General features: G+C 65.3%; 17 protein-coding genes, 1 tRNA gene and 1 pseudogene. 13 read left to right on the top strand and 6 right to left on the bottom strand.

The annotated features are described in order from the left end of the window. Window positions 1–25: 25 nt before the first annotated feature. Window positions 26–670 carry a helix-turn-helix domain-containing protein gene (locus OB905_09775; GenBank protein MCU4926268.1) on the bottom strand — a complete coding sequence of 215 codons (645 nt, stop codon included), beginning with the start codon at window positions 668–670 and terminating at the stop codon, window positions 26–28. A 191-nt stretch (window positions 671–861) separates the two neighbouring features. On the opposite strand from OB905_09775, the gene OB905_09770 reads away from it, so the two are divergent. The 3 genes and pseudogenes from OB905_09770 to thiD all read left to right on the top strand — a co-directional run bounded on the left by OB905_09770 (window position 862) and on the right by thiD (window position 2978). After that, window positions 862–1527: a helix-turn-helix domain-containing protein gene (locus OB905_09770; GenBank protein ID MCU4926267.1), complete on the top strand. Its 666-nt coding sequence runs from the start codon at window positions 862–864 to the stop codon at window positions 1525–1527. 37 nt (window positions 1528–1564) lie between these two features. Beyond that, the gene (locus tag OB905_09765; GenBank protein ID MCU4926266.1) at window positions 1565–1993 is read left to right on the top strand and encodes a hypothetical protein; all 429 of its coding nucleotides are present in this window, start codon (window positions 1565–1567) and stop codon (window positions 1991–1993) included. 190 nt (window positions 1994–2183) lie between these two features. Then, window positions 2184–2978: pseudogene (gene thiD / locus OB905_09760) on the top strand (bifunctional hydroxymethylpyrimidine kinase/phosphomethylpyrimidine kinase). Window positions 2979–3002: 24 nt separating this feature from the next. Here thiD and OB905_09755 read toward each other — a convergent pair. After that, complete coding sequence (locus OB905_09755; protein ID MCU4926265.1) at window positions 3003–3848, bottom strand: ArsR family transcriptional regulator; 846 nt, start codon at window positions 3846–3848, stop codon at window positions 3003–3005. Window positions 3849–3969: 121 nt separating this feature from the next. On the opposite strand from OB905_09755, the gene mutS reads away from it, so the two are divergent. Further along, complete coding sequence (mutS, locus tag OB905_09750; GenBank protein MCU4926264.1) at window positions 3970–6729, top strand: DNA mismatch repair protein MutS; 2760 nt, start codon at window positions 3970–3972, stop codon at window positions 6727–6729. Window positions 6730–6758: 29 nt separating this feature from the next. On the opposite strand, the gene OB905_09745 is transcribed toward mutS, so the two are convergent. Beyond that, window positions 6759–7412 carry a ribonuclease HI family protein gene (locus OB905_09745; GenBank protein ID MCU4926263.1) on the bottom strand — a complete coding sequence of 218 codons (654 nt, stop codon included), beginning with the start codon at window positions 7410–7412 and terminating at the stop codon, window positions 6759–6761. A 335-nt stretch (window positions 7413–7747) separates the two neighbouring features. On the opposite strand from OB905_09745, the gene OB905_09740 reads away from it, so the two are divergent. Further along, a complete protein-coding gene (locus tag OB905_09740) occupies window positions 7748–8311 on the top strand; it encodes a hypothetical protein (GenBank protein ID MCU4926262.1) in 564 nt (187 codons plus the stop codon). A 142-nt stretch (window positions 8312–8453) separates the two neighbouring features. Here OB905_09740 and OB905_09735 read toward each other — a convergent pair whose 3' ends face one another. After that, entirely contained in the window at window positions 8454–9281 is an 828-nt protein-coding gene (locus OB905_09735) for a YihY/virulence factor BrkB family protein (GenBank protein ID MCU4926261.1), read from the bottom strand. A 109-nt stretch (window positions 9282–9390) separates the two neighbouring features. Between OB905_09735 and OB905_09730 the strand changes: the two genes are divergently transcribed. The 5 genes from OB905_09730 (at window position 9391) to OB905_09710 (ending at window position 16328) form a co-directional block, all read left to right on the top strand. Next, complete coding sequence (locus tag OB905_09730) at window positions 9391–10305, top strand: dihydrodipicolinate synthase family protein (protein MCU4926260.1); 915 nt, start codon at window positions 9391–9393, stop codon at window positions 10303–10305. A gap of 152 nt (window positions 10306–10457) precedes the next feature. Beyond that, the gene (mutL, locus tag OB905_09725) at window positions 10458–12662 is read left to right on the top strand and encodes a DNA mismatch repair endonuclease MutL (protein MCU4926259.1); all 2205 of its coding nucleotides are present in this window, start codon (window positions 10458–10460) and stop codon (window positions 12660–12662) included. A gap of 167 nt (window positions 12663–12829) precedes the next feature. Continuing rightward, a complete protein-coding gene (locus tag OB905_09720; protein ID MCU4926258.1) occupies window positions 12830–13783 on the top strand; it encodes a sugar kinase in 954 nt (317 codons plus the stop codon). Between the two features lie 140 nt (window positions 13784–13923). Further along, window positions 13924–15075: a hypothetical protein gene (locus tag OB905_09715; GenBank protein ID MCU4926257.1), complete on the top strand. Its 1152-nt coding sequence runs from the start codon at window positions 13924–13926 to the stop codon at window positions 15073–15075. 197 nt (window positions 15076–15272) lie between these two features. Continuing rightward, complete coding sequence (locus tag OB905_09710) at window positions 15273–16328, top strand: aldo/keto reductase (protein MCU4926256.1); 1056 nt, start codon at window positions 15273–15275, stop codon at window positions 16326–16328. 180 nt (window positions 16329–16508) lie between these two features. On the opposite strand, the gene OB905_09705 is transcribed toward OB905_09710, so the two are convergent. Then, a tRNA-Tyr gene (locus OB905_09705) sits at window positions 16509–16582 on the bottom strand. Window positions 16583–16714: 132 nt separating this feature from the next. Between OB905_09705 and OB905_09700 the strand changes: the two genes are divergently transcribed. The 3 genes from OB905_09700 to ftsZ all read left to right on the top strand — a co-directional run bounded on the left by OB905_09700 (window position 16715) and on the right by ftsZ (window position 18815). Then, window positions 16715–17269 carry a zinc ribbon domain-containing protein gene (locus tag OB905_09700; protein MCU4926255.1) on the top strand — a complete coding sequence of 185 codons (555 nt, stop codon included), beginning with the start codon at window positions 16715–16717 and terminating at the stop codon, window positions 17267–17269. A gap of 181 nt (window positions 17270–17450) precedes the next feature. Further along, the gene (locus tag OB905_09695; GenBank protein ID MCU4926254.1) at window positions 17451–17630 is read left to right on the top strand and encodes a ribbon-helix-helix domain-containing protein; all 180 of its coding nucleotides are present in this window, start codon (window positions 17451–17453) and stop codon (window positions 17628–17630) included. A 3-nt stretch (window positions 17631–17633) separates the two neighbouring features. After that, window positions 17634–18815 carry a cell division protein FtsZ gene (ftsZ, locus tag OB905_09690; protein MCU4926253.1) on the top strand — a complete coding sequence of 394 codons (1182 nt, stop codon included), beginning with the start codon at window positions 17634–17636 and terminating at the stop codon, window positions 18813–18815. Window positions 18816–18917: 102 nt separating this feature from the next. Here ftsZ and OB905_09685 read toward each other — a convergent pair whose 3' ends face one another. Next, complete coding sequence (locus OB905_09685) at window positions 18918–19877, bottom strand: TIGR00269 family protein (GenBank protein ID MCU4926252.1); 960 nt, start codon at window positions 19875–19877, stop codon at window positions 18918–18920. Window positions 19878–19914: the final 37 nt, after the last annotated feature.

Here is a 19914-nt window from a genome sequence, read left to right as displayed (position 1 = left end):
TATAAGGAAGTCATACTCCGAACGATCACACCGAACTGCTGAGCGTCGCTCCAATGAGACGTCGATGCCCGCGTCGGAGTCGTGAAGAAAGTGATTGCTGGGTGATGCCGAGCTCGTCGGCGATCTCTTCGAGCGACGACTCGCGTGGGGAGTCGAAGTAGCCCCGTTCGTAGGCTAGTACCAGCGCCTCACGTTGGGTCTCGGTTAACTCGTAGCCCTCGCCCTGGATCGGGAGCATTGCGTGGACGGCGGTGATTGTTATCGGAATGTCGTTTTCCTGGCAGTACTCTCGAAACTCGCCGATTGTCTCCTGACTCTCGCCGCGCACCTCGAATCGCCACTCGTCTTTCGTACCGATTCCGGAGAGCACGACGACGTTGGCCTTGGCCAGCGCGCTCAGGATGCCGAAGTACTCTTGTTCCCACTCGGCACGCATGAGATACTCGTCTTCGATGCTATCGACCATTTGGATGTTGCTCACGCCGGCGTGTTGTTCGAACTCAGCTTCGATGTCCTCCGTTTCCACATCGCGTACCCAGAAGTAGGGGATAATCAGCGTCTGGTGTGGAATCAGCCGCTCCAGTTCGACCGTCACACCCGGCAAGTTTTTGAACACACTCCCCAGCGGGAACTCCGCTGTCGGACTCGTAAACTCCATCACAGTCGCCATGCGGAACCTTTCGCCTAGCAGACAAATAACCGGCATGGGTGGTGTATCATGGCTTCGAGACGAGCCAACGCACAGTTGTTGGCCGGGATAGTGTATGCTGCAAGCGGGGAGTCCGTTTGATACCCGGAAAGCCATGGTACACCATGTCAGCTCCTTTTGTACAACCGGGCAATCTAGTTGCACAAGCGAGCATGAGTGTAATAACGGAGATTCGCATCCCATCCGATGCTTTTGAACTCGGGCAAATCCTCAGTCTCGAGGATGCGTCGGCAATCGAACTCGAAACGCTCGTCCCGAGTGGGGACGTGACCGTGCCGCTCTTCTGGGTCTACGAACCGGTCGAAAACGGCTTTCTCGAAGCCGTCGAACGCTATCCAACTGTCAACACCGTCACAGAGGTGGACGTGTTCGACGACAGGACGCTAATCAGGATCGACTGGGATGCGAGCCAGGACCACCTTTTTCAGTGCATCTTGGAACACGACGGGCAGATACTGGGTGCGACTGGATCGTCGGAAGGGTGGAATTTCGAGATACGGTTTTCAGACCGCGAGACATTGAGTCAGTGCCAGACCTGTTGTGAGGACGCGCACATCTCTCTGGAGCTAACCCGCATATATAATCCGACGGACCCTGAGGCCGGTCCGTGGTACGGCCTGAGTGAGCCCCAACGAGAAGCGTTGACGCTTGCCATTCGAAGGGGATACTACGACATTCCACGAGGGTGTACGACCGCAGAGTTAGCTGACGAACTCGGAATTTCCGATCAAGCAGTGACGGAGCGACTGCGTCGTGCCATTGGGACGTTCGGGAGGTACACACTTCTCACGCCCGAGTCAGCGGCGGAAATGGACTGACTGGTTCCATTATGCACCATGGGACAGAGCCAGGCAGATGGGACTACGCTATGTGAGTATGGATGAGAGTCGAGAACTGGGGACACGTGATATACAGTCAATTGATGAGGGTACCGGTTCTTCGGGTCGTGAGAGATCGCTCTCCCCCGATACGATTCTGTCGGCAGTAGCGAACGAACACCGACGCGCCACCCTCAACGCATTGGACAACGCTTCTGAGAAGACACTGGAATACGATGCGCTCGTAGATCGCGTTGCAGACCGGGTTCGGAACGAAGACCCGAGACGGGAGTCAGACGAACACCAACAACGCGTCCGAATCGCACTTCACCATACTCATCTTCCAAAACTGGAGGAGGCTCGGATAATCGACTACGAGGCTGAAACGGGGCACGTCCGGTTTGTTGGCAGTGAACTGGAACAAGATCTCCTGACGTTGGTCGAGCCGTACGAGGCCTACGAGTAACAGTATATCGGATCGACTTCTCCTCCGTTCGACCTAAATCAGCCGTATTGTACGAATATGTATTGTTCGTCGTCTTCATTCTCTGTATCGAGCGCGATTTTCACGCACCTCCCTGAATACCAAAACCGTGCTACCAACTACTGGTAACGCGACCATCAGCGCTTTGTAAAACCGGAGAATACATTCGCGTATGATCTCACCAGACCCCCACCGACCGCCCGTCGCGCTCACCGTCGCCGGCAGTGACTCCGGCGGTGGCGCCGGGATCCAGGCAGACCTCGCGACGATGGCCAGCCACGGCGTCTACGGGACAAGCGTCATCACTGCTGTCACCGCCCAGCACACCCGCGGAGTCGAGCGTTCGTTCACCCTCCCGACCGCGGAGGTCGACGCCCAGTTCGACGCCGTCACCAGCGACTTCGCTGTCGGTGCGGCCAAGACCGGAATGCTCGCGACTGCCGAACTTGTCGAGTTGGTCGCCGACCGCGCCGCCGACGTCGACTTTCCGATCGTCGTCGACCCCGTCATGGTCGCCACCTCCGGAGATCGGCTGTTAGATCCCGACGCTGAGCGCGCCTACGAGCGCCTCCTGGCCGAGGCCGCCCTCGTCACGCCCAATGTCGACGAGGCGACGGTGCTGACGGACGTCGATATCGAGGACGCAACCGACGCCGTCGAGGCCGGCGAACGCCTCCGCGATATGGGGGTCGAGGCGGCGCTCGTCACCGGCGGGCACCTGCCGGGGGAGACGATCCAGGACGTCCTCGTCACCGCCGACGGCACGACGACGTTCGAGCACCCGCGCGTCGACACCCAGGCGACCCACGGATCGGGCTGTACGCTCTCGGCCGCCGTCACGGCCCGCCTCGCTCGCGGTGAATCGCTTGAGGACGCCGTCTCCGGGGCGACCGACTTCCTGGCCGAAGCAGTGCGACGCCACTACGACGTCGGCGAGGGGCCCGGTGCGGTCAATCACGGCGTCGACGCCGACCGCTGAGTAGCCGTCTCCTCACCCGTCGAACGGGAGGCTCTCCAGAAAGTCCTCGCTCTGGTAGTCGAGATGGTCGAGACGCGGTCCAAGGAGTTCGCGGACGAGGACGACCAGCGGATTCGTCGCCCCCTCGCCGATTATCGCCGTTTCCTCCAGCCCTCCGTCCTCGGTTTCGTCGAGCAGTCCGACGACGACCTGTTGGCGGTCCGCGACGATGACGCGGTTTATCCGGGGATACTGCGTTCGGCTCGCACCCCAGTCGCGCTGGGGTTCCCAGAGCGTCGCCTCCGGCAGGTGCTCGTGAAAGAAGTCGTGAACCCCGCCGTCCTCGGAGCCGACGGCGAACTCGACGTCCCGGTCGATGGCGCGTTGGGCCTGGGGCAGGCAGTCGACGGTGAGCAACTCGTCGGAGACGTAGATGAGAAACAGCTCTTCGTCGGCCTCGTCTGCCATCTGTCGCGCGTGCTCGTAGACCTGCTCGCTCCCCTGTACGACGCCGATTCCCTCCTCTCGGTCGTGGTGGGTGCCGAAGTACGACTGCAGCTCGTCGAACAGTTCGACGTCGAGCCACTCCGCCTCGAGGTCCGTCTGCGTTGCCGTCGAAACGGTAGCGTTCTCGCGATTGTACGACACCAACTCGGCCGACGTGAGCGCCGGGAGAATTCGATGGTGGAGTTCGATCGTGATCCGGTCAACTGATGCCGCCCGCTCGTCGGCACCACCGGACGCTCCCTCCGCCTTGTCGGCGATCCCCACAGCCAGCTCCCGGAGCGAACAGGTCCCCTCCTCGTGGAGGATCTCCAGCGCCCTCCGATTGCGCTTTTGGGACAGCAGGCGAACGATCTCCTCCTCTTGGGAGGTCATACGGTCCATTTCGAGACCGAGCTAAGTAAGGCTGCTGGCAGTTCCCACGAACCGTCTCTGTCGTCGACACGTCCTCACTCGAACCCACACGATTTTAGCGATGGCACGACTGTCACCGGGTATGACCGACGCCGAGCCGACGGGGATCGTCGGCGAGTTTCTCTCGCTCAAAGCGGGGACGGACGCGGATCTGCTGGCGATGCAGTGTGGTGACTTCTACGAGTTCTTCGGCGAGGACGCCGAACGCGTTGGCGAGGAGCTCGACCTGAAGGTGACCTCGAAGTCCTCCCAGGGCCAGTCCTACCCGATGGCGGGCGTTCCCCTCGACGACCTCACTCCCTATCTCAAGGCGCTCGTCGAGCGCGGCCACCGGGTCGCCGTCGCCGACCAGTACGAGACCGACGGCGGCCACGCTCGCGAGATCGTCCGCGTGGTGACGCCGGGGACGCTGCTCGAGACAGGCGACGCCGACGCCCAGTACCTCGCAGCAATTGTAGACGGCGCGGGCACGTCAGCCGCCGGCGGATCGGGTGGCGGTTCCGCCGACGCCGGCTACGGCCTCGCGTTCGCCGACGTCACCACCGGGCGCTTTCTCGTCGCCAGCGCCGCCGACGCCGAGGCGACGCTGACCGAACTCTACCGGTTCGCACCGGTGGAGATCCTCCCCGGCCCCGCGGTGCGAAACGACGACGCCCTCCTCTCTCGGATTCGCGACCACACCGACGCCACCCTCACGCTGCACGACGCCGAGGCGTTCGCCCCCAAACGTGCCGGCCACCGAGCCCGCGAGCACTTCGGCCGCGAGCCGGTCGAGGGGCTCGCGGTCCCCGATACCGCGATTGCGGCCGCCGGGGCGGTCCTCTCGTACGTCGAAGAGACCGGCGCCGGCGTGCTGGCCTCGATGACCCGGATCGCGGCCCACCACGGCGACGACCACGTCACCTTAGACGGCACGACCCAACGCAACCTCGAGCTGACCGAGACGATGGCCGGCGAGCGCGAGGGCTCGCTGTTCGCGACGATCGACCACACGGAGACGAGCGCCGGGGCCCGGCTGTTGAAGGAGTGGCTCCAGCGTCCCCGACGTTCGTTGCCCGTCCTCCGGGAGCGCCGGGAGAGCGTCGCCGCGCTTTCGAGTGCTGCCCTCGCTCGCGACGAGATCCGGGACGTTCTCGGCGAGGCGGCCGACTTGGCGCGGCTGGCCTCGCGATCGACCCACGGCAGCGCCGACGCCAGGGACCTGCTCGCCGTGCGGGACACCCTCGCCGTGCTCCCGCGAGTAGCTGACGCCGTCGCCTCGAACCCGGAACTCGCCGACTCCCCGCTTCCCGAGATCCTCGACCGGCCCGACCGCGAGGCTGCCGCGGACCTGCGCGAGACGCTGGCCGAGGCGGTGGCCGAGGAGCCCCCCTCGACGGTGACTCAGGGCGGGCTGCTTCAGCGGGGCTACCGCGAGGAACTGGATACGGTGATCGACCGCCACGAGGAACTTGAGGAGTGGTTCGCGACCCTCGCCGACCGTGAGAAACGTGCCCATGGCCTCTCCCACGTCACCGTCGACCGCAATCGGACCGACGGCTACTACATCCAGGTCGGCAAGTCCGCCGCTGACGGCGTCCCCGACCACTACGAGGAAGTGAAGACGCTCAAGAACTCGAAGCGCTTTACGACCGACGAGCTCGAGGACAAAGAACGCGAGATCCTCCGCTTAGAGGAAGAACGCGGCGATCTCGAGTACGAACTCTTCGCCGAGCTTCGCGAGGCCGTCGCCGACAGCGCCGAGCTCCTCCAGGACGTCGGCCGGGCGCTCGCAACCGCCGACGCGCTCGCGAGCCTCGCGACCCACGCCGCCGAGAACGGCTGGGTCGCCCCCGAGCTTCACCAGGGGGATGCGATCAGAATCGAGCAGGGCCGCCACCCGGTCGTCGAGCAGACCACGGAGTTCGTCCCGAACGGCGTCCGGCTGGGGGACGACCCCGGCGCCGCCGCGTCGGATCGCGACGCTGGTCGCGAGTTCCTCGTCGTCACTGGCCCCAACATGTCCGGGAAGTCGACGTACATGCGCCAGGTCGCCTGTATCGTCCTCTTAGCCCAGATCGGGAGCTTCGTCCCCGCCCGCGAGGCCGAGATCGGCCTCGTCGACGGCATCTTCACCCGTGTCGGCGCGCTCGACGAGCTCGCCCAGGGACGCTCGACGTTCATGGTCGAGATGAGCGAGCTCTCGAACATCCTCCACGCCGCGACCGACGAGTCGCTCGTCATTCTGGACGAAGTCGGCCGCGGCACCGCGACCTACGACGGCATCTCGATCGCCTGGGCCGCCACGGAGTACCTCCACAACGAGGTGCGCGCGAAGACGCTCTTTGCGACCCACTACCACGAGCTGACCGGGCTCGCCGAGCACCTCCCGCGGGTCGCGAACGTCCACGTCGCGGCGGACGAGCGCGACGGCGACGTCACCTTCCTCCGGACGGTGCGAGAGGGGCCCACCGACCGCTCCTACGGGATCCACGTCGCCGACCTCGCAGGCGTCCCCGAACCCGTCGTCGACCGGGCGCGAGACGTCCTCTCCCGGCTGCGCGAGGAGAAGGCTATCGAGGCGAAAGGCGGCGCGAGCGAACCGGTCCAGACCGTCTTCGACGTCGGCAGCGGCGAGTTCCGCGGGCCGGCGAACGCCGACGGTGGGGCCGCTGGTGGCTCACCCGGAGCGACGGCCGGCGGCGGATCGGCGGGGGGCGATTCGAAACCGGATTCGGCGCTCGACCCGGAGACGGAGGCCGTCCTCTCGGATCTCCAGTCGATCGACGTGAACGCGACGGCGCCGGTCGAACTCCTCTCCGAGGTGCAGGATCTCCAGCGCCGGCTCGAGGACACGGAGTAGTACGACGTCTTTGAACCGGCGGCGCTCTCCTATCCGGGTCCGAGGGCTGCAATATCGGCTCCAACCGTCGCCAGCGCGTCGGCGGGGTTCGGGTCGCTGTCGGCCAGGTGCGTGTACTGGTGGGTCGGAATGTCCGACAGCGTCGCCGCAACGGCTTCGCTGTAGGTCTCGACGCCCGGCTCTGTCGGATCGTTGCCACCCCAGACGTCTCGGATGACGGTCATCGAATCGATGCGCACCTCTAGCCTTCGGGGCTCGTAGCGAGCTACCAGTTCAGCGAGGCCGAGCTGGAGGGCGACGTATTCGGCCGTGTTGTTCCCCGTCCGGGAGCCGACGGGTCGGCCGAGCCGGGCGAGTTCGTCTCCCGTAGCGTCCACGATGACGGCGCCCGCACCTGCGGGGCCAGGGTTGCCGCGGGAACTGCCGTCGACGTAGAGGACGAACGCGTCGCTTGCCGGCTCGGGGACGGGCGGCCGGCTACGTTCCGACGCGAGCAGGCTCTCGAGCGCGCGACGCAACTCGTCCCGGCTGGTCTCGGGATCGAAGAGCCCGCCGTAGCCGGGGACGGCGTCGTCGACGGCGTCGATGGTGGCCGCCACATCGTAGCCGACGCCCGCGAGCACCTCGTCGACGAGCGCAGCGAGCGGCGAGAGGTGCTCGGCCGGGAGGGGCTCGTTGGTCACGCTACTCGCCCTCTCGAGATTGGGTTCCAGCTCCGCATACCTTCGCTCCCGGACGGGCTCGGTGGCTGGTCACACCGCTTCATACCGGCCCTCGGTAACCCAGCGTGATATTTCTTCAGGTGGCCGGTGGTGGTGCAGACAGTGGATACACTCTCCGCCTGGAGAGTTCGAACCGTCTGAACGGGAAGCGACAGCTCACGGGTCGGTCGAGCAATGCTGATACGCGGTTTGCGGCGACACCCGCCCCTCACGCTCGGGAACTGCTGTCCTCCGACGAGCCGGTTGCCAGTTTTGCGCCGGGGTACTTTTTTTATCCCCATGACATCTTTGGTGGCATGGATCGACGGACGTTCATCGCTGTGGGCGGCGCCACCCTCCTTCTTGGGACGGCAGGGTGTGCTGACAATACCTCTCCGGACCCAGAACAAGAAGCGTGTTCGCACGTTCCAGACGACAGCAATACCGTGTCGTACGAGTTGTCCCGAAATGCGGTTCCATCGTTGCGGAGTGAGTACGCGCCGTTTGTACTGCTCACAGACCGTGACCAGATCGAAACCGTCTTTCCCGCTTCAGAGGTGGAACACGATGCTGATGAGGGACGTCTCTTAGAAGATGTCGACTTTTCAGAACAGGTGGTTCTCGTCTGGGAGAAAGAGTGGTATCTTCAACCTCCACAACAGGACCGTGCTGTGGATGTCCGTGAGATTACGCAGCCAGATGACCACACGATTACGATGTACGGTTGCTGGTACGAACTCGACAGAGAGCCAGCCTCGTATCACATCACTGTCTCCTACGCTGCGACCGTGGCTCTCGCTTCAGCCCCCGAACAAGCAACCCTCGTTGTCGGTACGGTAGATGATACGACTACAATTCAGGCTGCCTCACCCGACCGCTGAGAGTACGCGCTTCAAATCGCGGTTTCACCTGTCGTCCGTTTTCGGAAGCCCACCTCGCGTCAGCTACCAGTGCCGTTCACGCTTGTTCACGCACCTGCTGCGTCCGCTGCCGGCGTTTACGCCCCGACCATGACTGACGGCGTTACGTCCCAACCGCGCCCGTCGACGGCGCCTCGTCGCGCTCGTCTGCATCCTCGACGTGGTGGCCGCCGACGACGACGTTGAGCGCCGCGCCGACCAGCAGGACAAGGGCCGTGCCGTAGAGCCAGACGAGTAGCAGGATCACGGCGCCGAGGGTCTCGTAGGTGCCGACGGTGTCGACCAGTCCGGCGTAGATGCCGAAGACCGCCTCGAGGACGACCCAGCCGGCGGCAGCGACCAGCGCCCCCGGCAGGGCCTCCCGCGGGCCGACGTCTGCGTTCGGGAAGACGTAGTACATCGGAAAGAACGCGGCCGTCAGCCCGACGAACAGCGCGACCGGCGTCAGCACTTCGACGACCGCGTGATCGACCGCGGCCAGGACGGTCGCCCCGAACCCGGCGCCGACGGTGGCCAGCAGGATGGCGACGAAGACGACGAGCCCGTCGATCACCCGCCCGCTTGCGGAGCGGTCCTCGCCCTCGTAGAGTTCGTCGAACGCGGTGCTGATCCCTCGGAAGATGCGCAGCATTCCCCACAGCAGCGACGCGACGCCGATCAGCGAGGCACCGGCGCGATCTGAGGCGTCGGTCAGCGCCTCGAAGACGAGCCCCTCTCCCGCCGGGCTGAGGTGATCGCGCGCCAGCGCGGTGATCTGCTCGGTCAGGAACTCGTTGCCGACCGCGCCGACGACGATGAACAGTAAGAGGAGCAACGGGAGGATCGAGAGGAACGCGGCGTGGGCGATGCTACCCGCCATGAACGTCACGTTGTGCTCGCGCACGACGTCGACGACCGTCCGGGCGACGGAGTAGCCCCGTCGCAGGTCCATAGCCGGTGAACGACCCGCAGGTCGAAAAGCGCCCCGCCGGCAACCGCCATCGGGCGCCGGCCCCGTCCCGAGTAGGTACGCTTTTGCAACCGCCCAGACACGACTGCGTATGGACTTCCGGACCGAACTCGCGGGAATCACGTGTCCGATCGTCACGCCGTTCGAGCCGGACCCGGCGGACATCGACAGCTCGGATCCGATACCGATCGACGAGGCCGCCCTCGAATCGCTGGTCGACTCTCTCATCCAGGGCGGCATCGACGCGCTCTTTCCCTGCGGCACGGCCGGCGAGTTCGCGAGCCTCTCCGCCGAGGAACGGCGTCGGGTCACCGAACTCACCGTTTCCCGCGCCGACGGCGCGGTGCCGGTCGTCGCCGGTGCAGCCGCCACCTCCGTCTCCGAGACACTGGGGCACGTCCACGCCGCGGTCGATGTCGGCGCCGACGCCGCCGTCGTCGTCCCGCCATACTTTCACACTGCGAACGATCCGGCCGGAAACCGGCGCTTCTTCGAAGCGGTCGCCGACGAGTCGCCCCTGCCGCTCTTGCTCTACAACATCCCGCAGTGTTCCGGCGACCCGATCGATCTCGACACGCTCGAGGCGGTCGCGACCCACGAGAACGTGCTCGGACTCAAAGACTCCGGCGGCGACTTCGAGTACTTCCTCTCGGCGATCCGGCGGACGCCCGCGGACTTTCTCACGCTCCAGGGGTTCGACTCCCTGCTCGTCCCGTCGCTCCGGATGGGCGCCGACGGCGGCGTCAACGGGCTCTCGAACGTGGCGCCCGCGGTCTACGCCGAGCTGTTCGAGACGGCCGACGAACGGCGCGGACGTCGGCTTCAGGACGCGATCGCACCGCTGTTCGAGACGACCGCGACCTACGGCTTCGCGCCAGCCGCGAAAGCCGCGCTCGCCTACCGGGGGACCATCCCCTCCGACGCGGTTCGACCGCCGCTCGTTCCGGTTCCCGGGACGGGGCGGGAGACGATCGGCTCGCGCCTCGACGCCTTGCTCGAGGCCTGATCCGACGGTCACTCTCTTCCCGGCGTGTTATCCCGTAGATCGGCCTCGCGTAACACCTATTGAGCGCCGCCCGAAACCACGGCGCAGATGACCCACCGGAACCGGCGGCCGAACGTGCGACCCGGTTCTGCCCTGCGTCTACTCTGCACGCTATGAGCGACGACACTACCGAGCCCACCGAGATTCGCCAGCTGGATGAGGACACCGTCGCCCGCATCGCCGCGGGCGAGGTCGTCGAGCGCCCCGCGAGCGCAGTCAAGGAGCTCGTCGAGAACGCCATCGACGCCGGCGCCTCCCGGATCGACGTCATCATCGAGGACGGCGGCACGGAGCTGATCCGAGTCGCGGACGACGGCCGGGGGATGACCGAGGCCGACGCTCGAGCCGCGGTCCGCCAGCACACGACGAGCAAGATCGCGGGTCTCGACGACCTGGAGTCGGGGGTCGCCACCCTCGGCTTCCGCGGGGAGGCACTGCACACGATCGGCTCCGTCTCACGGCTGACGATCCGGACGCGGCCGCGGACCGACAGCGTCGAGAACGCCCAGGACGCGGTCGGCACCGAACTCGTCTACGAGGGCGGCGAGGTGACGAGCGTCGAGCCCGCGGGCTGTCCCGAGGGGACGACCGTCGAGGTCGCAGACCTCTTCTATAACACCCCCGCGCGCCGCAAGTTTCTGAAGACGACTGCTACCGAGTTCGCCCACGTCAGCCGGGTCGTGACGCGCTACGCGCTCGCGAATCCGGACGTCGCCGTCTCCTTGACCCACGACGGCCGGGAGGTGTTCGCGACGACCGGTCAGGGTGACCTCCAGGCCGCCGTCCTCTCGGTCTACGGCCGTGAGGTCGCCCAGTCGATGATCGAGGTCGAGGCCGACGGCGACGCCCTTCCGCCCGGCCCCCTCGAGTCCGTCTCCGGGCTCATCTCCCATCCCGAGACGAACCGCTCGAGTCGCGAGTATCTCGCGACGTACGTCAACGACCGCGCCGTCACCGCCGACGCGGTTCGCGAGGGGATCATGGGCGCCTACGGGGCCCAACTCGGCAGCGACCGGTACCCCTTCGTCGTCCTTTTTCTGGAGGTGCCCGGCGATGCGGTCGACGTCAACGTCCATCCTCGCAAGCGGGAGGTCCGGTTCGACGACGACGACGCGGTGCGCCGGCAGGTCGACGCCGCGGTCGAGCGGGCGCTGCTCGACCACGGGCTCCTGCGGTCGTCGGCGCCTCGCGGGCGATCTGCTCCCGGCGAGGCGCGCGTCGAGCCCGGCGCTGCTGGGAAGGGCTCCGAGCCCAAGGCGGCACGATCCGAGAGCAGTCTCGACGGTTCCGGCTCCGATCCGTCATCCTCCCACGAATCCGACGTCAATTCACGGTCTGCGGACCCGCCTCGCGACACATGGGCGGGAGCGTCGAACTCGGCTGGCGACTCGAGCGCGTCCGAACCGGACGCCGAGTCGAATCCGGCCTCCGTTTCGGGTGCGACCGCCAGCTCGGCGGTCGACGCCTCCGGAAGCCGGCCGACCACGCCCGACACGAATCCGGCCACGGGTGGCTCCGACGCGCGCCCGGGCCGCCGTGACGAGGCGGGCCCGAGTCGCGACGCTGAAACTGACTCCAACCGCGACACCGGAACCGAACCCGACTCCGACATCACGAGAACACCCTCTGATCCCGACCGCAAGTTCGGCGGCGGCACTGAGCAGCGAACGCTCGACGACGAGCCCGCGATCGGCGAGGAGGCCGCGTTCGATTCGCTCCCACGACTGCGCGTGCTCGGTCAGCTCCGGGACACCTACCTGGTCTGCGAGACCGACGACGGGCTCGCACTCGTCGACCAGCACGCCGCCGACGAGCGCGTCAACTACGAGCGCCTCCGGGAGGCATTCGCCACCGATCCGGCCGCCCAGGCCCTCGCCGACCCCGTCGAACTCGAGCTCACCGCCGCGGAGGCCGCGGCCTTCGAGGACTACCGCGAGGCGCTCTCCCGGCTCGGCTTCTACGCCGACCGGGTCGACGACCGAACGGTTTCCGTCACGACCGTTCCCGCAGTGTTTGCGAAGACAATCGAGCCCGACCGGCTGCGCGACGTGCTCGCCTCGTTCGTCGGCGGCGACCGCGAGGCGGGCGCGGAGACGGTCGACGCGCTGGCCGACGCCTTTCTCGGCGACCTGGCCTGCTACCCCTCGATCACCGGCAACACCTCACTGACGGAGGGATCGGTGCTCGACCTGCTCGAGGCGTTAGACGACTGCGAGAATCCCTACGCCTGCCCGCACGGGCGCCCCGTCATCGTCTCGTTCGACGCGGCCGAGATCGAGGATCGGTTCGAGCGCGACTATCCGGGTCACGGCGGCTAGCCCGGTGAATTGCACTCCCGGACAATGGCGAGTAGCCCGGTGAGTTGCGAATCGCGAGCTGTGACCCATTCTGCCCGACTCCGCAACGATACATCTTAGGCGGATCCGTCCGTCTGCCGACGTATGACACATTCACAGGCTACGGTCGATCCGCGGAGGGTAGTAGTGTGAGCGACCTCGTCACCTTCGGCGAGACGATGTTGCGGCTCTCCCCGCCCGGCCACGAGCGCTTGGAAGCCGCGAGCGAACTGGAAGTGCGCGCTGCCGGCGCCGAGAGTAACGTCGCCGTCGCCGCCCAGCGCCTCGGACTCTCTGCCACCTGGCTCTCGAAGGTGCCCGACTCGGCGCCCGGCCGGAAGGTCGCCCGCGAGCTCGAGGGGTACGGGATCGACACCGAGATCGTCTGGAGCGAGGAGGGTCGACAGGGGACGTACTACCTGGAACAGGCCGGCAAGCCCCGCGGCGCGAACGTCATCTACGACCGGGCGAACTCGGCGGTGTCGACCGCCGAGACGGCCGAGATTCCCGAGGACATCGTCGCGGACGCCGACGTCTTCTTCACGACCGGCATCACGCCCGCGCTCTCCCCGACGCTCCGGGAAACGACCGGTGACCTGCTCGAACTCGCCCAGGACAGCGGGACGCGAACCGCCTTCGACTTCAACTACCGGCGAAAGCTCTGGGACCCCGAGACGGCTGGCGAGGCCCTCTCCGCGTTGTTCCCCGCGATCGACGTGATCGTCATCGCAGCTCGAGACGCCCGGAACGTTCTCGGCCTTGACGGCGACGCCCACGGTCTCGCCGAGACGCTCGGCGACGAGTACAGCTTCGACACCGTCGTCCTCACCCGCGGCGGCGAGGGCGTCTCCGCCTGGCACGACGGCGCCATCCACGATCAGGGTGCCTACGACACCGACACGCACGACCCGATCGGAACGGGCGACGCCTTCACCGGCGGCTATCTGGCCCGGCGGGCTGCCGGCGACGACGTCCCGGCGGCCTTAGAGTACGCCGCGGCGACGGCCGCACTGAAGCGGACGATCCCCGGCGACGTCGCGCTGATCACCGCCGACGAGGTCGAGTCAGTCGTCTCTCACGGCGCCGAGGAAATCTCGCGGTAGCTCACCTCACTGCGCTCTGATCTCGCTGCAGCGACACGCGTCCGTCCTGCTCGCGCGACGCTCTCTCGTGAGGCTGAGTCCCACATTTGGACGGGTTTGTCAGAATCTGTTTTACGACCCCGTCGGAAGGACCGAGTGCAATGTCACGACTCACTGCCCTCGCACTCACGGCGGTGCTCACGATCGCAACCCTCTCGGTCGCGATCGTCGGCGCTGGCGCGGCTGCGACCGACCCTTCGACGAACGCGACGACCGAGACCGCGGCCGAATCCGACGGCTACGCGGGCGCTCACGTCGCCTTTAGCGCCTCCGGTGACGCCCTGACCGATTACGAAATCGACGGCGACCGACAGTTCGAGAACGTAACCGTCGCCTCCCAGAGCGACCACCACGCCGAGGCCGGCGGCGGCCTCTCGCTCGACGCTGTCGCGAATCTCTCCGGTCTCGGCCTCGAACTCGCGGCCGAATCCGAGACCCGGGCCGATGTCGCAACCGAGGGCTCGGCCTCGATCGCCGCTCACGACACCGACCGCGGCATCCTCACCGTCGACGCCGGCGGCGAGAGCCAGTACGTCGAGGTCGCCCTCGCTAACGAGAGCGAGGCCGAAGCCGACGGCGACGTCGTCGTCGTCGACAGCGAGAACCGAACCGGAGCGTTCGTCGTCGCCGGCGACGGCGAGGTCACCGTCTCCGACGACGGAAACGTCACCGCCGATCTCGACGGTGACTCGACGCTCGTCTTCCGCTCGTACGACGACGGCGAGCGCGACGACGACGCAAAAGAACAAGAGCAGCTGATCGCCGACGGCACCGCGACTGCCGAGATTTACGTCGAGGAGCGAAACGGCGAGCGCGTCGCCGACGTCGCCACCTACGGCCACGACGTCGCCGTCGACGCCCACGGCGAGAGCGAAGAGCGCGTCGAGATGACTGTCGAACGCGCCCAGCACGAGGGCACGATCGTCATCACGACCGTCTCCGAAGCCGCCGTCGAGGCGGCCGGCTCGGCCGAGGAGCTCGTCGCCACCGTCGACGGCGAGGTCGCCGCGGAAGCCTCCTCGCAGAGCGACCTCGAAGCCGCTATCGGGGGCGAGGAGTCGGCCTATATGGTCCAGCAGTCCGCTGACGGCTCCGCGGACGTCCTCGTCGCAGTGAATCACTTCTCAGAGCGAGACGTGGCCGTCGAGAGCGCCGACAGCGGCGGTGACGGCGGACTCGACGACGTCTCCGGGTTCGGCGTCGGCGTGACCGTCCTCGCGCTCCTGAGCGCGATGGGTGCCCGACTCCGCTAGATCGGTTCTCAGATATGGGGTCGGTCAACTCCCCCTGACACTTCGCCGCCTCCACCGATCGCCCGACGACTGTCCTGCGATTTTGCGTCCCTGACCGTCTCAGATGGCCCATAGCCACCGCGAACAGTTTCACCCCATCCTCCCGCGACTCGGGAGCTTCCGCACACCCTAAGTTCCCCGACTCCCAACCCCGGAGTATGTACGCTCGTGAACTCGGCGACTCCGGCATCGAGGTCAGCGAGGTCGGCTTCGGCGCGTGGGTCGTCGGCACCGACTGGTGGGGCGACCGCTCTGAAGACGACGCCATCGAGATGATTCACCACGCCGTCGATCAGGGGATCACCTACTTCGACACCGGCGACGTCTACGGTCACGGCCGCAGCGAGGAACTGCTTGGGCGGGCGCTGGCCGAGGTCCGCGACGAGGTCACGATCGCCACCAAGGTCGGCTACGACTTCTACAACAACCCACAGGCGGGCCACGGCGAACTTCCCAAGGAGATGGATCCGGACTACCTCCGCGAGGCTGTCGAGAAGAGCCTCGACCGGCTCGAAATGGACTCCGTCGACGTTCTCCAGCTCCACAATGCCAACGTCTCCGAGATCACGCCCGATGTGCTCGAAGTCTTCGACGAACTCGAAGAGGAGGGGACGATCCAGGCGACAGGGCTGGCGCTCGGTCCCTCGATCGGCTGGCTCGCCGAAGGTGACCTCGCGATCGAAGAAGAGTTCGACTCTGTTCAGCTCGTCTGGAACGTCTTAGAGCAGGAAGTCGGGAACCACTTCTTAGAGACGGTCGAAGAGACGGGCTCGTCGACCAGCCTGATCCCCCGCGTTCCACACTCCTCGGGTATCTTGAACGAGCAGGTCACACCCGAGACCGAACTCGGCGAGGGCGACCATCGCGGCTTCCGCCCCGATGCCTGGTACGAGACCGGCTGGGAGAAGATCGAGAAGCTGCGATTTTTGGAACGCGATGGCGAGCGGACGATGGCCCAGGCCGCCATCGCGTGGCTCCTCAGCCACGATCCCGTCGCCACCGTCACGCCGACGTTCCGGACGACCGACGACATCGACGAGTGGGCGGCTGCGAGCGACGTGCCGAAACTCTCCGACGAGGAGATGGAACGCGTCGCTCAGCTGTACGAGACGAATTTCGAGATCGACCGCGACGACGGGATGGACGCGCTCCGCTCGTCGGTTGACGGCACCGACATCGAGTCGGCCGGGCTCGATAAGATCGCCGCGAACTGATCTGAACGACATCGGAGGCGGCAGGTCCCGACCGAGAAGAGTCGACAACTGCGACGCCTACCCCGTCGACGTGGATACGGAGTAATACATCGGAGCCAGTCGTAGGTGTTGTTCTCTTCTCCAACCACTGTTCTACACCCGTTGCTCGTCTTCTCTATCACGAATCGACTTGGAGAGAAGTCCGCCCTCCCCGATTTGAACGGGGGGCAAGTCGATCTACAGTCGACTGCTCTACCAGTCTGAGCTAAGGGCGGGCACTCGTATGTAGCAGACGAGTCGGACATAAGGGTTGCCATTCGGAATCGGCCTCTCCCGTGTGACACATGTCGGACAGAGGGCATGGCTTGATATAGGATGGATCACAACACCTCCTCAGAGACGCGCTCATGAGCAAGATAACGTTCCGAGCAGACGACGACCTCGTCGACGAACTGGAGGCGTTCGACGCCTCGAAAAGTGAGGTGATGCGTGAAGCGCTTCGCACGTTCCTCGACGAACGCGGACCACGGTCCGACGACGTCGACCAGACCCGTACTGGTTCCGTCGACGATCTCATCCGGGCTCGAGTGGACGAACTGCTCGCCGAACGGCTCGGTCGCTCACCCGACCGCCGATCTTCTGAAATCTCCGTGACGGTCTCACTCGACGACGGCGTTTCCGAGACTGATTCCGAACTGTGGGACGTCGAGACGGAGCGCGAACATCCCCAGACGGAGCCAGCCATTGACTCGTCGTCTGACACGCAGTGTGCGCAGTGTGGTTCGACTGTCGACGAAGACCACGTCTACTGTCCGAACTGCGGACAGAAGGCGGTACAGCGACTGTTCTGTGATTGCGGTGACGAAGTTCGATCGGACTGGGCGTTCTGCCCGGGCTGCGGTCGCCGAACACCGGCGGCCGACGTCCTTGACTCGGGCCGCGGCCCCTCCGGAGACGCGTAAGACATTCTGTATTTCATCTTACAAAATGCTTATTAGTAGGGGAAAACATGGATAGAACCGCGTAAGACGATCGTCTTACACCACGTAAAACATCGCTACAAACGGCAGATGGCGGTGGATTCGTGGTGTAAGACGTTTGCGCGACAGGGCGCAACCGTCTTACCCCAACGGGAATACAATCATGGAGCGTGTGACACTGCGGATTCCAGAACAGCAGATCGAGGAGGTCGAACAGCTCGTCGACTCGGGTGAGTTTCCGAACCGGAGCGAAGCGATCCGGTCGGCCGTCCGTGAGATGATCAACGAACAGCAGACCGGACGGAACGACCGCACCGGAAACCGCCACTGGGCGAAGGTGTAACTGATGCAAGATATCGTACAAGAGGCACTCGACAACGCAGAGGAAGAGGCCCGCGAGATGGACGCCTCGCTCGACGACGAGGATTTCGGCGATCCGCGAATCGTGATCGTCGGCTGTGGTGGGGCTGGGAACAACACGATCAACCGGCTGTACAACATTGGTGTCGACGGCGCAGATACGATCGCCATCAACACCGACAAACAGCATCTGAAGATGATCGAAGCCGACACGAAGATTCTCGTCGGCAAATCGCTCACGAGCGGGCTTGGCGCCGGCGGCGATCCGTCGATGGGCGAGCGCGCCACCGAGATGGCCCAGGGGACGATCAAGGAGGTCCTTGGCGAAGCCGATCTCGTCTTCGTTACGGCGGGTATGGGCGGCGGCACCGGTACCGGTGCGGCACCCGTCGTCTCGAAGATTGCCAAAGAGCAGGGCGCAATCGTCGTCGGGATGGTCTCGACGCCGTTTAACGTCGAGCGTGCCCGTACCGTCAAGGCCGAAGAAGGGCTCGAGAAACTGCGTGAGCAGGCCGACTCGATCATCGTCCTCGACAACAACCGACTGCTCGACTACGTCCCAAATCTCCCGATCGGCAAGGCGTTCTCGGTGATGGACCAGATCATCGCCGAGACCGTCAAAGGGATCTCCGAGACGATCACCCAACCCTCCCTCATCAATCTGGACTACGCGGACATGTCCACAATCATGAATCAGGGTGGCGTCGCGGTGATGCTCGTCGGCGAGACACAGGACAAAAACAAGACCTCCGAAGTCGTCAACGACGCGATGAACCACCCGCTACTGGACGTCGACTACCGCGGCGCCTCCGGCGGACTGGTCCACATTACTGGCGGGCCGGATCTCACGCTCAAAGAGGCTGAGGGGATCGCCGACAACATCACGGAGCGCTTAGAGGCTTCCGCGAACGTCATCTGGGGTGCACGCATTCAGGAGTCGTATAAGGGCAAAGTGCGCGTCATGGCGATCATGACTGGCGTCCAGAGCGCCCAGGTGCTCGGTCCGACGACCCAGAAGCAAGCCGACAAGTCCCGTGCGAGTATCGAGGGACTCAACGACGCCGACTTCGACGCGAGTCAGAACGTCGAGAACAGCGGCTTCAGCGCACAGAGCGATGGCGGCCGCGACGAAGTAGAGCGCGAAAACGGCGTCGACGTCATCCGATAACGACGCCGGCACCGCGACGGACCCGTCGACGATTCTACGGCGGCTGCTTGTCACACTCTTCCGAGCGATCGCCCCAGAGACGGACACGCTACAGCGCTCGTCTTACGCGAGCGCTTCGAGTAACGAACACTTCCGACAGCGTTCGCGAGTTGTCGTCGCACCGCACTCGGCGCAGTCGCGAAGATCGGCACTCTCTTCGCCCCGATAGCGGTCGGAGACGATCCCGCCGAGTTCCTCGTATCCCGAAATAATCGAATGGCGCGTTCCAGGGTGGTTCTCCTCTAACTCGTACAACAGTTGCTGAATCTCGCCGCGGTAGGCCTCACTCGAGTGAGGACACTCCGTGATGTGTGCCGGCAGGTCCTGGAGGTGGGCGTAGAGGGCGACTTCTTTCTCAGGAACGTCCCGAAGCGGTTTCGCGCGGGGAACGAACCCCTCCTGATCGGTTCGCTCTGAGAGGGGGCCGAGGCTCGCGTCGAAGTGCTTCGCGATCTGGGCGACGTCGCCCTCCAAGACGTTCATCAGCGCGGTTTGTGCCTCGTCGTCCAGATTGTGCCCGGTCAGTAACAGGTCGGCGTCTAGCTTCTCGGCGTACCGCGAGAGCACGTCTCGTCGGAAGACGCCGCAGTAGGCACAGGCGGCCATGTTCTCCGGGTCGTCCTCGACGACCTCGTCCATCCGAATCCCGAACTCCTCGGCGTAGCTGACGAGTTCGTGGCGAATCTCGAGGTCGTCTGCCAGCTCGACGCAGGCGTCGACGCTCTTGTCGCGGTACCCCTCGATCCCCTCGTGAATCGTCAGGCCGATCAGCTCGATGCGTGGGTCCTCGTTGAAGGTGTCGTGTAAGACGCGGGTGAGGACGACGCTATCTTTCCCACCCGAGAGCCCGATCACCCACCGCTGTGGGTTCTCCGGCGTCGCCTCGCGTGGCACGAGGTCGTCCCGGCGGACGCGACGCCGCACGCGCTTCTCGACGGACGCACAGAGGTGGTCCTCACAGAGGTGGGCGCCCGAGTAGGCGGCGTGCATCACGGCCGGCTGATCGCACCGGGTACACTCCATCGATCCCGGATAGCCGACCGGAACGTATGTCCGTTTC

The sequence above is a fragment of the Halobacteria archaeon AArc-dxtr1 genome, assembly GCA_025517425.1.
Taxonomy (GTDB): domain Archaea; phylum Halobacteriota; class Halobacteria; order Halobacteriales; family Natrialbaceae; genus Halostagnicola.
The sequence above is the reverse complement of the archived record's forward strand: the minus strand, read 5'-3'. Positions and strand labels throughout refer to the sequence as shown.